At 61.6% G+C, this 13,123-nt stretch carries 13 protein-coding genes and 1 pseudogene; 4 read left to right on the plus strand and 10 right to left on the minus strand.

Features of this window, described 5'->3' with window-relative positions; translation table 11 throughout:
- Nucleotides 1-969 precede the first annotated feature (969 nt).
- The 3 genes from ACFDS3_RS08320 to ACFDS3_RS08330 all read right to left on the minus strand — a co-directional run bounded on the left by ACFDS3_RS08320 (nt 970) and on the right by ACFDS3_RS08330 (nt 4,547).
- Nucleotides 970-1,683 (minus strand): L,D-transpeptidase, encoded by a 714-nt coding sequence (locus tag ACFDS3_RS08320; protein ID WP_375261889.1) that lies wholly within the window; start codon nt 1,681-1,683, stop codon nt 970-972.
- Between the two features lie 174 nt (nt 1,684-1,857).
- Nucleotides 1,858-2,643, minus strand: coding sequence for a heparan-alpha-glucosaminide N-acetyltransferase (locus ACFDS3_RS08325; RefSeq protein ID WP_375261890.1), 786 nt, complete (start codon nt 2,641-2,643; stop codon nt 1,858-1,860).
- A gap of 287 nt (nt 2,644-2,930) precedes the next feature.
- Nucleotides 2,931-4,547: a murein L,D-transpeptidase gene (locus ACFDS3_RS08330; RefSeq protein WP_375261891.1), complete on the minus strand. Its 1,617-nt coding sequence runs from the start codon at nt 4,545-4,547 to the stop codon at nt 2,931-2,933.
- Nucleotides 4,548-5,016: 469 nt separating this feature from the next.
- Here ACFDS3_RS08330 and ACFDS3_RS08335 point away from each other — a divergent pair, with 469 nt between their 5' ends.
- Both ACFDS3_RS08335 and ACFDS3_RS08340 read left to right on the plus strand, forming a co-directional pair.
- Nucleotides 5,017-5,295, plus strand: a complete 279-nt coding sequence (locus tag ACFDS3_RS08335; RefSeq protein WP_375261892.1) for a type II toxin-antitoxin system ParD family antitoxin — start codon at nt 5,017-5,019, stop codon at nt 5,293-5,295.
- A gap of 708 nt (nt 5,296-6,003) precedes the next feature.
- Complete coding sequence (locus ACFDS3_RS08340) at nt 6,004-6,081, plus strand: BrnA antitoxin family protein (protein WP_375261930.1); 78 nt, start codon at nt 6,004-6,006, stop codon at nt 6,079-6,081.
- 159 nt (nt 6,082-6,240) lie between these two features.
- On the opposite strand, the pseudogene ACFDS3_RS08345 reads toward ACFDS3_RS08340, so the two are convergent.
- From ACFDS3_RS08345 to ACFDS3_RS08365, 5 genes and pseudogenes are all read right to left on the minus strand, one after another.
- Nucleotides 6,241-7,144: pseudogene (locus ACFDS3_RS08345) on the minus strand (transposase); the annotation flags it as partial.
- A 27-nt stretch (nt 7,145-7,171) separates the two neighbouring features.
- Nucleotides 7,172-7,450, minus strand: coding sequence for an HU family DNA-binding protein (locus ACFDS3_RS08350; RefSeq protein WP_375261893.1), 279 nt, complete (start codon nt 7,448-7,450; stop codon nt 7,172-7,174).
- A gap of 76 nt (nt 7,451-7,526) precedes the next feature.
- Nucleotides 7,527-8,003 carry a PIN domain-containing protein gene (locus tag ACFDS3_RS08355; protein WP_375261894.1) on the minus strand — a complete coding sequence of 159 codons (477 nt, stop codon included), beginning with the start codon at nt 8,001-8,003 and terminating at the stop codon, nt 7,527-7,529.
- Nucleotides 7,966-8,220 carry an Arc family DNA-binding protein gene (locus tag ACFDS3_RS08360; RefSeq protein WP_375261895.1) on the minus strand — a complete coding sequence of 85 codons (255 nt, stop codon included), beginning with the start codon at nt 8,218-8,220 and terminating at the stop codon, nt 7,966-7,968. The genes ACFDS3_RS08355 and ACFDS3_RS08360 overlap by 38 nt, the downstream gene beginning before the upstream one ends.
- 149 nt (nt 8,221-8,369) lie before the next feature.
- Nucleotides 8,370-9,326 carry a hypothetical protein gene (locus tag ACFDS3_RS08365; RefSeq protein WP_375261896.1) on the minus strand — a complete coding sequence of 319 codons (957 nt, stop codon included), beginning with the start codon at nt 9,324-9,326 and terminating at the stop codon, nt 8,370-8,372.
- Nucleotides 9,327-9,388: 62 nt separating this feature from the next.
- Between ACFDS3_RS08365 and ACFDS3_RS08370 the strand changes: the two genes are divergently transcribed.
- The gene (locus ACFDS3_RS08370; RefSeq protein ID WP_375261897.1) at nt 9,389-10,177 is read left to right on the plus strand and encodes a glycerophosphodiester phosphodiesterase; all 789 of its coding nucleotides are present in this window, start codon (nt 9,389-9,391) and stop codon (nt 10,175-10,177) included.
- Between the two features lie 162 nt (nt 10,178-10,339).
- On the opposite strand, the gene ACFDS3_RS08375 is transcribed toward ACFDS3_RS08370, so the two are convergent.
- Together ACFDS3_RS08375 and ACFDS3_RS08380 are read right to left on the minus strand one after the other, a co-directional pair.
- Nucleotides 10,340-11,101: an aldolase/citrate lyase family protein gene (locus ACFDS3_RS08375; protein WP_375261931.1), complete on the minus strand. Its 762-nt coding sequence runs from the start codon at nt 11,099-11,101 to the stop codon at nt 10,340-10,342.
- A gap of 269 nt (nt 11,102-11,370) precedes the next feature.
- Nucleotides 11,371-12,135, minus strand: a complete 765-nt coding sequence (locus tag ACFDS3_RS08380; RefSeq protein ID WP_375261898.1) for an SDR family NAD(P)-dependent oxidoreductase — start codon at nt 12,133-12,135, stop codon at nt 11,371-11,373.
- Between the two features lie 118 nt (nt 12,136-12,253).
- Here ACFDS3_RS08380 and ACFDS3_RS08385 point away from each other — a divergent pair, with 118 nt between their 5' ends.
- The gene (locus ACFDS3_RS08385; protein WP_375261899.1) at nt 12,254-12,895 is read left to right on the plus strand and encodes a hypothetical protein; all 642 of its coding nucleotides are present in this window, start codon (nt 12,254-12,256) and stop codon (nt 12,893-12,895) included.
- The last annotated feature ends 228 nt before the right edge of the window (nt 12,896-13,123 follow it).

Consider the following 13,123-nt stretch of genomic DNA (forward strand, 5'->3'; position numbering starts at 1 on the left):
TTCAAATGCCCGGAGCGCGTCGCCAGGGAATTTCCACCAGATCCGAGACACGACCCGCCCGGGCAACGTCAGACCCTAGGGACGCACCCGCCCGTTCTGTCAAAGCGGGTCAGGCCGCGGCTCAGACCTCTACGCTGCAGCATTTATGTCGATTTGATGGCGAGATGTTTCTAAACATGGTTCAATCGCCTATCACGAACCTCATAATTCGCGGTGTCGAAGATCCGCTGCGCAGTAGAAGAAACCTCAGAGGGGGCGACATGACGTTGGGGTATCTGGCAGCAGGGCCAGTTGTTGTTGGCGGAGCTTCGATAACGGCCGCAGTGTTCTCGCGTGGCTTCGCGAAAGAACCCCTGCTGCCAGTCCTCAGCACGGTCGCGGGCGCAGTCCACTGCCTCGCTTGCAGCAGACACCGCCAGGAAGAAACCTGATTCGTGCCCCTTGGCCTGCCGCACTTGCGCTTGCTGCCTGTGACCTTCTGCCCCGCTCGCCGCTCCAATCAATCACGCCACCAATGGAAAAAATGCCAAATGCATGATGCAACATACTCGGATGCTCTGCTCGCTGTTCGATCGGGGCGCGGTGGCAAGCGCTCCGCTTTACCGCATGGAGCCGCGGTCTGCAGGGGCAGGACATTATCCGTTCTGGCCGCCCTTTTGGCTCTTGCTGCTTGTGCCGCTCCAATCGAGCCTGTGGCCGTGGAACCGCCGGATCTTACCGAGCGCTTGGCCGCCATTGCCGCTCCGCATCAGGATTTGCAGACCGTGCGCCTGCGGCCCGAGGATGGGTGCTACTGGTACGCCCACGTCGGACCCGTCGAGACCACGATGCTGCCACTTCGAACGGTCGATGGTCGACCTATCTGCGAGCCACGCCAAATTTCGGCTTTAGCGGCGGGATGACCGGGGGCTCTCAAGCGTCCTGTGCTCTCCGTTCCAGAGCTTCTGCTGCTCAAGTCGCGGCGGAAGTCTAACCTTCGGATGTCTGCAGAGACGGACCGCGGGAGACGTCCCAGTCATGCGCGGTCACGGGGCCATCGCCCTCGGCCGGATATAGAACCGCGGTCGACCCGATCTCGACTTGTTCGTAAAGATCATTGATGTGGGGCATGACCATACGCACGCATCCAGAGCTCGCCCGACTGCCGATCGACCATGGCTGCGGCGTGCCGTGGATTCGCAGGTAGGTGTCCCGTTCTCCGACATAAAGATAAAGGGCCCGCGATCCCAATGCGTTGCTGGGACCCGGCTCCATCCCGTCCTCGAATTGCGCATAGGTCTCCGGTTCCCGGCGGACCATGGCCGCCGTCGGCGTCCAGTGCGGCCATTCTACCTTGCGCTTGATCGTGTAGGTTCCGGGTTCGTAAAGGCCGTCCCGGCCAATTGCCACGCCGTAGCGCATGGCCGTCCCGCCTTCTTCAATGTGGTAGAGATAGCGCGCCAGCGCATCGACATGAATGTCACCCGGCACGAGGTCCGGCCGCGCCTCCACCCGCTGTGGCAAGAAGCGTGGGTGCAGACCCCAAGGGTTCGTCGTTGCCGGATCGTAGTTCCATGGCGTCACCTCGGCATCCCAAGTCGCCTTTTGCGACGCTGACGGCCATGTACTTGCAAGGGCCGGTGCGGAAACGACCGGTGAGAACAAGGCCACAGATGTTGCGATGAAATGGCGTCTGGTCAACATGCGGTCACCTTCCTTCTCGAATTTCTGCGTGTTCCCCGCTTCGCAAAGCAAGTCACGAGCCCAAGGGAGGGCTCGCGTCGGGTTTGTCCAGACACGACCATGTGACAAGGAGCCGTCCGTTTGCGTTGTGCGAGGCATCCCTGATCGGGAGGAGATCTCCAGCGGCCTCTACTGCTATGGTGCCGCGAGACGGGTGAATGCGACGAAGCCGGCGAAAAGAATCGGCTGGTGAAGCAGGTAAATGGGCAGCGTCCGCTGGCCCACCCATGTCAGCCCCCGGACAATGGCTCCTCTGGCCGCGGGCGGCCTTGCGTCACGTAGCTGCCGCCGGGACAGGTAGATCCGCGCGCAAACGATGCCCGCCAGCGTCACGCCGAACCACGGGAAGACCGGAACGAAATCATTTGCCAGCGGCGGGTCGGAGGCGAAGCCAATCCAAGCCAAGATTCGAACATCAAAGGCCGGAGTCTCGAAAAGCAGTGGTGCGACAAGTATCGCAAGCGACGCAAGGGCAACCGCGCCGACCGGAAGGCGCAGAAAAGCCAGTCCGAGCACCGATGCCAACGCGATGGCGTGCAGGACACCAAAGTAGATGAAGCCTTGCGGAAACAGAAAGTACGTGACGACCGAGATTGCGACCGCGGCCGCGACGAGCTTGGCGAGACGCCAGATAAACTTTTCCCACCGGGCTTGGCGGATGTGGGCCAGGACAAGGCTTACGCCAGCCAAAAACATGAACGAACCAGCCAAGGCACGAGCGAAGACCGTGACCGGCCCGCTGAACATGAGAGACGCCGGAATGAACCCGAAGAAGTTCAGGTCCCAGCCGAGGTGGTAGATGACGACACCGATGATGGCCAAGCCGCGCCATACATCGACGAAGACATAGCGCGCGGTCGAGGCAGATCCGGTTCGACCCTCAGCCCCAGCGGGACGTGCAACTTCGGAGATCGCCGACATCAGATATTCGGGCCGACAATCAGCAAACCAGAGGCCGGGCGTCTCGCTTTTCGAGTCCCATGCTCCCACCCCGAAGCTCGATAAAGACCGCGGCGGTTAGTCGGCCAACCAGGACTATTTCCGATCGCTCGCATCAAGCCTCCGAACAAGTCACTTCCCCGTCCGGCGGGTTCAATGGTGCCAGACGTGGAAGCGGCACCCCTCCCCACAAGGCGGGCTGACAGCGCAGCCGCGATACCGCTTCCGAAAATCATGTCGCCTCTGCTGTCGCAGGAGCGAACGTAGCTTTAGTCAGCGGCGGAGGCCACCCGCAATTCCGACCGAGGTATCTGCACGCCCTCGGAGACAAGCGCGTCAAGGATGCGCACGTCGCGGCCGTAGACGTCGTCGCGGTACTCCATCCCGCCGCTCCGTTTCGACATTGCGGTCCGGTAGACGAGGTGAACCGGCAGCGGCTGGTTCAGGTCGACGCGTGTATTTTCTCCTGAGTTCAGGTGTCTGTTGAAGGTGTCGGCCGGGTCTGCGACGCCGTCCAACGTCAGGAGCGCCTGCCCGAACTTGTAAGGATCGTCCAGACGTATGCAGCCATGGCTGAAGGCGCGGACATTCTCCTCAAACAAGCTTTGCGCGGGAGTGTCGTGCAAGTAGATGGCGTCCTTGTTGGGGAACATGAACTTCACCAAACCAAGCGCGTTCTCCGGCCCCGGTTCCTGGCGCATGGAATAGGGAAAGCTGCTGGCGGAGAACTGCGAGAACCCGCGCCCGCGATCCACGACCTGTCCCTTCGAGTTGATCACCTGCAACTGGCTGTGAGCGTAAGGATCTCGGCGCATATCCGGCAGATACTCCTTCACTGTGATCGAACGCGGCACATACCAGTACGGATTGATCACCATGTGGGTCATGCTGTCCGAGAATTCCGGAGTTTCGCGATCAGGCACGGCCTTGCCAATGATCGACTTGGTTTCAAAATAGACCTCGCCATCGACGATGATCTTGGTCCGGAAATCAGCAAGATTCACCCAGATATGCCGGTCGCCCCGGTCGCGGTTCATCCAGCGCTCGCGCTCCATCGCGACGAGGATCGACCCCAGACGCTCCTCGGGAGATGCGTTAAGCTCCTCGAGTGTCCTACCGCCGACGACGCCGTCGATCTTCAGGCCGTGATCGGCCTGAAAGCGTTCCACCGCTTCGCGCACAGAGGCGTCGAACGTCCGCGTGACAGACCGGCCGAGATAGCCCATGGCCGCGAGCCGGTCGCGCAAGCTCACTACATCGGGGCCGCTCGCGCCTTCTTCGAGGCGCGCGGCCTCAACCGGCGCGCCCCAAGCGTCGGTCTGCATGACGTCGACCAGACGAAGCCGCTCGCGCATGAGGCGCGCATATTCCGGGCTTTCTGGTGCCAGGCCTTCCATGAAGGTACCCGGCCGCTCCGAGGCCAAACCACGCAGTAGGTCCAGCCGGTTGTTCTCAAGCGGGGTCCGCTTGATATGCGGGACCACCTTGTTTGGCTTAAGGATTCCCGTTGAAATGTCCGAGGCGAAGCGCAGGAAGATGCGCGACAGCTCAACCTCCAGATTGCCACGCGCCCGCGCATCAGTGGCGTTGCTCATCATCGTACGAAGCCGCTCAGCATCGTAGCGATCCACGGGAAGACCATGCAACTCGGCCTTCGACACCGCAGTCAGCAGGGCCTCGCGCCGTGCGCGGTCATCCGAATCGGCGTCGGTCCAGAGCGCCTCATACTCGGCGTCGCGGTAGAAGGTCGAAAGTGCGTCGTCCCCGGCCGCTGCGACGGCGACAGCTTGCATGTAAGGCGTGACTTGAGCGGCGGCAGAAACCGGAAGGGCAAGCACGCTGACAACGGCTGGCAAAGCCAGAAGTTTCAAAATCGCGACGGTCATATGGTCTCCTTGATCAGCATTTCCGAATAACCCCTTGGAGAGCCTAAGGGTCCGGCAAGATTATGCCCCCGCCTCGCAAGAATGCGTGATCGGGCGATGTGTCGAAATGCCCGCGGATTGTGCGCCGGTCGAGAGAGGGTGCGCTGTTCGAGGGCCATAATTCACTGTTTCTGGGCTGACGTCGCGGCCGGACTGGCCGCCCGCAAGAGTTGTTCACAGTACATCCTACCGGCCCGGCATGTGAGCCAAAACTGTAACGCACAGTGCCCAAGCACTGATAATTTAGTCGTACCAGTCTGCTGAGACGAGTTCCGGCCAACGGGGATTGAAGTAGGGAGCAGCCGTGAGCCCGCCCGCTGAATAATCCCCTATCGCACATGGAGGAAGGAGCCACTGATGGAACCAAGGACTGAGGCTTTATTCGCGTTGCGGGGTATGATACATTCATACTGTTATCCAAGGGAAGCCCATGTCCATCTCGAAACGAACCGTTAGTCTTCCCGAGGAACATGGCGCCTATATCGACCAGATGGTCGCGTCGGGTGCCTTCGCGTCTGCCAGTGAGGTTGTGCGGGCCGGACTGCGTGCGCTTCAGGAACGGGAGGCCGCCGTTGACCGCTGGCTACGCGAGGAGGTTGCCCCCGTATATGATGCCATGCAGGCCGGGCCTGATCGGGGCATTCCGGCGTCCCAGGTGTTCGCCGAGCTGCGTGAACGCCATGCAAAACACCGGCCGAAGGGTTCTTGAAGCGATACCAAGTCATCTTTGCACCGGAAGCCAGAGACGATCTGTTCGCGCTCTATGACTGGATCGCCACCACTGCGTCCCCGGCCACCGCGCTGTCTTACATCGAACGGTTCGAAACCTACTGTTTCGGTTCACGCAGGCCGCCGAGCGGGGCACGCGCCGTGATGATATACGGCCAGGCATGCGCGTCGCGGGATTTGAGCGCCGCGTGACGGTAGCGTTTTCCGTCAGCGAAGAGCGCGTCACCATCCTGCGGATTTTCTTATCGAGGGCGAAACTGGTAGGAGATCATGCGATGATCTTCGAGAGGGCGCTTTTCTGGTTACCGTCGGCGAGTTGCGCGTGCGTGGGTTCAACCAGCGGGCGCACGGTTCCGGCTGACTCACGCTCGTCAACGCTATCGTGAATTCACCCTGACGGTCGAGGACGATCGCCAGGACTGTGGCGGGACGCTCCAGATCACGATCGGCTTTCTGGAAGCCCGCATGACGGCCCTGGTCTGGACGCAACGCGGCACGCCGCATCATCACCTTGAGGAAAGTCAATGAGCAAGAACAAAGAGCTTACGCAGGCCGCTTCTGACGACGACGCCCCGGACCTTTCAGCGCCCTACTGGGCCGACAAGTTTGCCAAGGCGACCGTTCAGCGTGGGCGACCAAAGGCGGACGTGACCAAAGTGTCTACGAAGATCCGCCTGACCCAGACGTCATCGCCGCGTTCAGGGCGCAAGGAGCTGGCTGGCAGAGCCGGATCAGCGACGCCCTGTGCAAGGCTGCTGGACTCTGATCCCGCTCAGCCGCCAACAGGGATTGGTCGATAAAGGGTCGTCGTTTTTGGAAGTTGTGCTGGCACAGCGGATGTCCGCTCTCCGCCGATTCTGTGGAAAAACACCAGTTCGCGAGCGCAGAAATCTGGCGCTCGAGATAAGCGCGCGTGCCTTTCCTCTCAGGCTTTTCGCGTTTGCTGCGGTGCGGGAAGGATCTTCGCCAGTTTCCTGAGGTTCTGGGCCGTGGCTGCGAGGAGGAATTCGTCGTTCGCGCCGCACGGTCCCCGTAGTCGAAGCCTTCCGAGACCGAGGATGCGCTTGAGGTGCGCGAACAGCATCTCGACCTTCTTCCGAAGCTTCATTGAGACCGCCGCGGGCAACCTGGCGGGCGTCTTCGTGTTCCTCGCGGGTGATGGATCTGGCATCGGCGTTCGGGCAGCATCGCTGCTTCGATGGCCAGCCCCGGCAGGTCAGTTTCAGGGCGCGATATTTTGCCCGACCCTCGCTGGTCGGCCCCCGGTTCGGGTCGGAATAGTTCCGGCGGAACTGCTTCAGTGTCTGGCCCTCGGGGCAGACGTATTGGTCGTTCTCGGCGTCCCACGGGAAGTCCGCCCGGCTCCAGGTGCCATCGCTGCGGCCGGACTTGTCGAAGACCGGAATGTGCGGTGCGATCTTTCGGTCGACCAGCCAGCCCAGCATCGGCCCAATGCCATACGCGGTGTCGGCGATCAGGCGCTCGGGATGCAGGCCGAACCTGATCTTCACCCGATCCAGCATGGTCTTGGTCGAGCCGACCTCGGCCTGCCGGATCGACCTTGTCGCCTCGACGTCCACGATCACGCCGTGATCCGTGTCGATCAGGTAGTTGTCGGAATAGCTGAAGAATGCCGGACCTTTACGCGCCGCCGTCCATTGGCTGGCCGGGTCGGAATGCGACGTGAACTTGGGCTGGACCTCGCTGGCGACCCCGAAAGCGGTCTCATGCAGCGTGTCGAGATACTCACGAACCGCGCGGGGCGCATCGGCCTGACCGATCTGTGCGACGTCCCAGTCCTCCTTCGGCGTCGAGTTCTGCTTGTTCGCGGCCTCCCGAGGCGCAAGTTGCTTCACTCAGAAGGCGCCGAAGCCGCGCAGTTGGATCCGCCGTCCCTCGGCCCGCCCGTCGATCATCTTCGAAATAATGGCGTCGACGATGCGCCTCGCAGTCGCGGCAGGCGGATCTGGATTGTCATCCGTCAGGCGCTTTCCGAGTTCTGATCGGGTCACGGGCTTCGCCTTCCCAAGAATGCCTGCAGGATAAAAGGACGAACGGACGGGCTTTCCCAGATCAATTATGAAGCGACCAAGAGAGTATGCGATCAGTTCGGCGGACCCGCTCGGGTCGCCCACCCATCCCCTTTCGGACATGAAGGAGCGGGGGAGGTCAACTTTAAGACAAGAGCTTCCTTGGATGAGCAATAGTTACTTATCGGCGTCCCGGTCCGCCGAGCGCCCAGGGATCGAGGACGGCTGCCCCAAGCGCTTTGAACGGGGTCTGATCGCGCGTGGCCACCAGCGCGCCCGGTCGTGAGGGCGCGATCGAGGCGATCTGTCCATCGGCCATCGAGATCGTGTAGCCGCGCCTGCGTGCGGCTGCGATCCGCTTGCCATAAATCCATGCCGCTGCTTTATCGAACGGCAGAATCCGTTCGGCGAAGTCCTCCTCGATGATGGCCGTGACCGCTTCCGTGAGGCCGTCGCGTTGTCGCCCTTCCGGCATAGACTGGACACCGAAGACCAGCTCCGCCGCTGTAATCGTGCTGAGATAGAGGGGTTCGTAGGGTCCTGCGCGTCGAGCCAGCTCATCACCGCATCGTCGGGTGCTTTTTTCTGCGTCTCCGAGACCACGCTCGTGTCGAGGATGATCAATCGAAGAGGCTCGGCTGGCTTTCCGTTTGATCACGTTCCACCGTCAGGTCGTTGCCCAGGTATCGGCCGTAGCGCTCGCGGATGCGGTGGCCGAAGCCGCCGTCGCTGGACGCGATCGCCGACTGCATGAGGATCGAGCGCACCTCGGCTTCCAGGCTCCGCCGGTTGGATTTGGCCTGAGCGCGGAGGCGGTCGTGAATCTCGTCCGGCAGGTTTATCACCGTCATGTTCGCCACGATGAAGCCCGTCACGATATCAGGTCACGACTAATGATGGCACTTGTCCAGGGAGGTTTTAAGCTCGCCGAGGCAGGAGCGGATCGGTAACCATCATCCGGAGGGACTGAGAGGCGAGCAGCCGGGTCGGCTCGGATTGCAGCTGGCAGCTGTGCTCAGCGCGATCAGGTTATCTCGATCCCTTCGCACTTGAAGTCCCCGATCTTTGTCTCGTCCGCCAGGAGTGTGCCGTCGAATGACGCCGCCCCTATCCAGCTCTCGGTACGGCTGCCAATTTCCACGGACTTCATGTACACGAACTCCGTCGGGTGACCGGGGAGGAGCTTGAAGGAAGAGGGACCGCGCTCGGGCGTTCGTGGGCCGACCGGTCGTGTCTCGATCTGCCGGAACTCCTCGTCGGCCTCAATCAGCAGGTTGTTGCCCTTCTCCCGTTCATCCAGAGGCTCATGAAAGGGCTCGTGGGAGACCTTGCGGGGAAAGAAATACCACCGTTGGCGATAGGGGTGCCACTCGGCGCTCTCATGCACGACGTAGCCATCTTCCCCGACGCCCAAAGCGTCCCGCATGCGTTGATAGATCGGGCCCCAGTCTTCGCTCGTGACGCGGTAGCCGTCCGAGTCGATGCGCTTGACCCATTCCTCGTGGCGCACCTTGCCGTGTGAACCGACTATCAGGTCGTTGCCCTTGAGCGTCGCCCACTCGCACTTGAAGCCCTTCTGGGCCTCGTCCCCCGAACCCGTCATCAGGATCTGCCGCGGGATGATTGTATGATCGCGCCCGCGAATTTCTCCGATGATCCCCGTCCGGTCGTCGAAGACCATCATATGACGGCCCCATTTTACGAGCTCGGAGAACTCGCCGCCGCGAAAGGTGTCCTGGTCCACCTCCCCGAATTTCGAGTAGACATGTTCTTCGCCGCCTTCCGCTTCCGGGACAGGCTGGAAGCTGTAACGCCCTCCTTGCCTGGACACTCGGCAGTAGCGCAGATGCGCCATGAAGTACGTCTCGCCGTCCTCGAGCGTCACCTGTGAGGCCTTGTCCTCGTCCGTGATGAGCATGAGCGTGTAGTCCGTCGTCTCAGCGCCGTATCGCTCTTGCCTCTGCAGGTCGTAGCTCTTCATGCTTGGCTCCCAACGGGGATATAGGGCGGCGACGCTCCGAGGGCAGGTAGCCTCATCCGGACGTGCCGGGATACTCGCTCCGCTTCAGCAGCCTGGCCAGGTGGGCGGCGTTGGAGGCGGCCTTTCGCGCCGCACATGATCATGGCGCCACCACCTGCGAGGTCGATATTGTTCAGACGCGCGACGGCGAGATCGCTGTGCTGCACGACCTGCTGCTCGACCGCACGACCAACGGGACGGGCGCAGTGAATGACGTGGACATGGCTGACATCGCTGAACTCGATGCAGGGTCGTGGTTCGGCCCCGATTTTGCGGGGGAACGCGTTCCCAGCCTTGTCCGAACGCTGGAGGAGACGCGCCCGCTGGACATGGGCTTGGAGATCGAGGTCAAGGAGAAGCGCGGCCTTGACGGCTATACCGAGGCGCTGAGGCGAACTCTGCAGGACCCAAAGGACACGGAGCGCGTCATGCTGATCTCCTTCGACCACGCGTACCTGAAGGAATTGAAAGCGGCCAATCCCGGCATCAAGACGGGTGGTATCGTTCATGAACGCTATGGCGATCCGCTTGCGGTGATGCGCTCGGCGAACCTTGACCAGATGTGCATAGATCTGGCCGTATTCGACATGGACGACGCCCGCCGACTGAAGGACGCCGGCTACAGTATCAGGTGCCATGCCTATAAGCCGGAGATCATGGAAAAGGCTCGCAAATCCGGGCTGAAGTGGCACGATCTTCTTGCCAAGGCACTGGAAGAAGGTCTGATCGACACGCTTTCGGGCGATGATGTGGCTTGGCTGGCGACATTTGATGCAGAGAGGAAGCGAGCACAGATGCTAGTCGCGTTGTAAGTAGTGGCGTGTACCATCGGGTGGTGCGATCTTCATCGCAGCAGATTTACGTAATGATCGGCTGCCAGCAAGGCTGCAGTACAATGCTGCTTGGTCAGAGCGCTCTCTGTGGTGCAGGCGCCGCCTCTTGGGGGCCGACCCGCTCGACCAATGGCGCATGGTTCAAGGGAAAGATCTGCGTAGGCTATCCAGTGCTCCCCGAAGGACCCCGACATCCGAACCAACGGCCACGAACTCAATGCCTTTCTCAACATATCCTGCTGTCAGACTCCGATCTGCAGAGAGAATGCCTGCGGCCTTGCCAGCAGCCCGGATGCGGGACAACGCGTCCTCCACGGCGATCTGGACCTCTTCAGCCGCGGGGTTTCCCAGATGCCCCATGTCGGCGGCGAGGTCGGCGGGGCCGATGAAGATGCCGTCCACGCGTGGGATGGAAAGGATGTCGTCCAGCGCTGCAAGGCCGGTGCGATTTTCAACCTGCAGGAGTAGGCAGATCTGATCATCCGCTGTGGTCAGGTAGTCCGGAACCGAGCCGTAGCCCGATGCCCGGGCGAGCATCGCCCCGACGCCCCGAGCCCCTTCGGGTGGATAAAGCACCGAACGCACCGCCTCCCGCGCCTGGTCGCCGCTCTCGATCATCGGGATCAGCAGGGTCTGTGTGCCGATGTCCAGCATCTGCTTGATGATCGCGCGATCGTCGTCGCGGGTACGGACCACGGGATGCGCGCCCTGCCCCACTGCGCGGAGTTGGGCGAGAACATCGCGCAATCCGTTTGGCCCATGTTCGCCATCGATCACAAGCCAGTCGTATCCGCAACCGGTGGCCAACTCGGCAACCGACGGATGACCAAGCGAGATCCAGAGGCCTATCTGCGTCTTGCCCGCGAACAGGTGTTCCTTGAAGAGGTTTCTAGGTGCGGGCATAGACCTACTCTGATCCTGATGGTCCTGAAGCGGGACTGGTATGTCGATATCCATGGCGAACGTAGAGGTCGAGCCGCGCGCTCTATCCGCTCTGCTACGACCTGTGGCCTGCGCATCCTCTCTTGCCTGAAGCTGGCAGCGCGATCATGCCAGCAGGCGACGTCCCCTTCGCATGCTGACCGTGCTGGTGATGAGCCCCCCTCTGTTGTAGCGGGATCGCGTTCGACGTCTTCGCCTTCAGCCGAACCGCTGCCATTCCCGCTGGAGCCTCAGTCTCCCTGTGGCCAATTTGCTTGAGTGAACACTCCGCCATCAACCCACAGCGTCTGGCCAGTGACGAACCTCGAGGCCTCGCCGGCGAAGAACAGGACCGGACCGACTATATCTTCAATGGTTCCGATGCGGCGCAGCGGGGTGATGCGCGACCAGGAACCCTCGTAGTCCGCTGCTTCCCTCTTCGTGCGGTCGTTGATGATGGCGCCGGGCGCTACGCAGTTGACGCGGATGCCAAGTGGTCCCAGTTCGACTGCGGCGACCTTCGTGAACTGTTCGATTCCACCCTTGGAAGCCGTGTAGTCGACCAGCTTCGGGAATGCATGCTTGTTGCAGCCAGAACCGATGTTGATGATCGAACCAGCTTTGCAATCCGCAACCATCCTGCGCCCTGCTTCCCTAGTGTTGAGAAAGGTGCCTGTCAGGTTCGTACGAATAACTTGCTCCCAATCGTCCGCGGTCAGTTCGAGGAGCGGTGCACAGGTTTGGATACCGGCGTTGTTGACGAGGACATCCGGCGCTTGCCCGAATCGATCGAGGACCGCCTCAAAGAAGTTGATTACGTCGTCTTCGATACCGACGTCGCATTCGATCGCGTGTGCGCGCCCTCCGCTGAGTTCGATCTCATCGACGAGGCTGGTGGCCATCTCTGGCGCTGAACGCCACGAGAACGCGACAGCGTATCCTGCCCTGGCAAACGCGAGGGAGATGGCGCGACCAATGCCGGTGTTCCCGCCGGTGACGACTGCAAGCTTGTTCATGGAAGATGATCCCCCTCCCCCTGTTGATGTCGCGTTGTGGCAACCATATTTTCTGCAGTGCAGCGATCAAGTCGCCATAGTTCCAGTCGCGACCGTTCCAAGCTCAGGAGGCCCATCCTTGTCACAGACCGATATCTTCCGAAACGCAATCGTCCTCGCGTCACTTCCGATGCGCGTATCGATGGCTTATACTCAGGCCTTCGCACGCTCATGGCCGGACGCCGTTCAGCGCTCTGCTGCCGGAACCGCTGATCCGACGGCCGGGGGTGCCAAGACCCTGTCCTCATCCAATTCCGTTACAGCTTCCCCGGACGAGACGGCGCCTGCCAAGCGCAAACCTGGCCGGCCCAGGAAAGCCGAAGCTGTAAACACCTCCGACACAGCGGCCCGCAAGCCCGGCCGTCCTCGGAAGGCGGCCGCTGCAAAGACAACAGAGGAAACTGAGCCTGCCGCACCGCCCAAGCGGAAGCCCGGGCGTCCTCGGAAATCGACCGGCAGCTCCGAGGAAAATACACCTGTAGAGGCCACGGCAGCGGATCAGGTTGTCGCAGCTGCGAAGGAGGAAACGGTTAAGGAGAGCCCGCAGAATCCGGCTTCCAAGCAGGATGAGGCCGCACAAAAAGCGCCGGATGCCACGCCCGCCGAGACAGCCTCAGCGACCGACGCTGGAGAATCTTCCGGTGCAGGTGAGACCGGATCCTCGGCTGACTCCGACAAAGCCACGCCAGAACCCCAGGCCGGTGCGGCTGAAAAGCCCTAAAGCCGATCCGGCTGCCAAGCCGATTGGGCGCTTCTGCAGCGAGTGTTGAGGACGGATGTCTTGCGCGGCGGACCGAAAGACCGCCGAGCGACTGTACCGCGGCATCCGGTCCGTGAAGCCTTGGCACGGGTGCGCATGGTGCTATCCACCCCGATACCGCCCGAGCCGATCCCTGCCTTGCCAAACGTCGTCCTTCCCACAGGTCCCACGTTGTCGGGCGCCTTGCCC

Source organism: Palleronia sp. (assembly GCF_042089775.1).
In the GTDB taxonomy this organism is placed as follows: domain Bacteria; phylum Pseudomonadota; class Alphaproteobacteria; order Rhodobacterales; family Rhodobacteraceae; genus Palleronia.